Origin of the sequence: Xenorhabdus bovienii, assembly GCF_024721015.1 — a bacterium.
GTDB classification, from domain to species: domain Bacteria; phylum Pseudomonadota; class Gammaproteobacteria; order Enterobacterales; family Enterobacteriaceae; genus Xenorhabdus; species Xenorhabdus bovienii.
Genome location: NZ_JANAIF010000383.1, coordinates 1 through 309 on the forward strand (window position 1 = coordinate 1; position 309 = coordinate 309).

The 309-nt window shown below is 37.5% G+C and carries 1 pseudogene; it reads right to left on the minus strand.

Going from position 1 to position 309, the window contains the following annotated elements:
• Nucleotides 1–27 precede the first annotated feature (27 nt).
• Nucleotides 28–309: pseudogene (locus NXS07_RS21120) on the minus strand (IS4 family transposase); the annotation flags it as partial.

Genomic DNA, 309 nt, shown 5'->3' on the forward strand with positions numbered 1-309 from the left:
GCGCTGAGGGATCCCCACAAATTAGCGCTAATAAATCAAAACCATGTTTTGGTAGATTTTGGCGAGATATTTGAGTGTGTTATTAAGAACGATTTCAAATAATATTAGCGGGGAATGCCGTAATACATTCTCCGCTAATGTAAGATGAGAGATAACTCGCCTTGATTTAATACTATTTGCCTGATAATTAAGATGTATTCCTTTATTTTCGGCATAAAAACCAATCAGCCAAAGTACAACTGAACTCAGTGTAGCAAGTAGACTCAATACTGATAAACGACCAGCACCGTGGCTATAACTTGCTCTAAG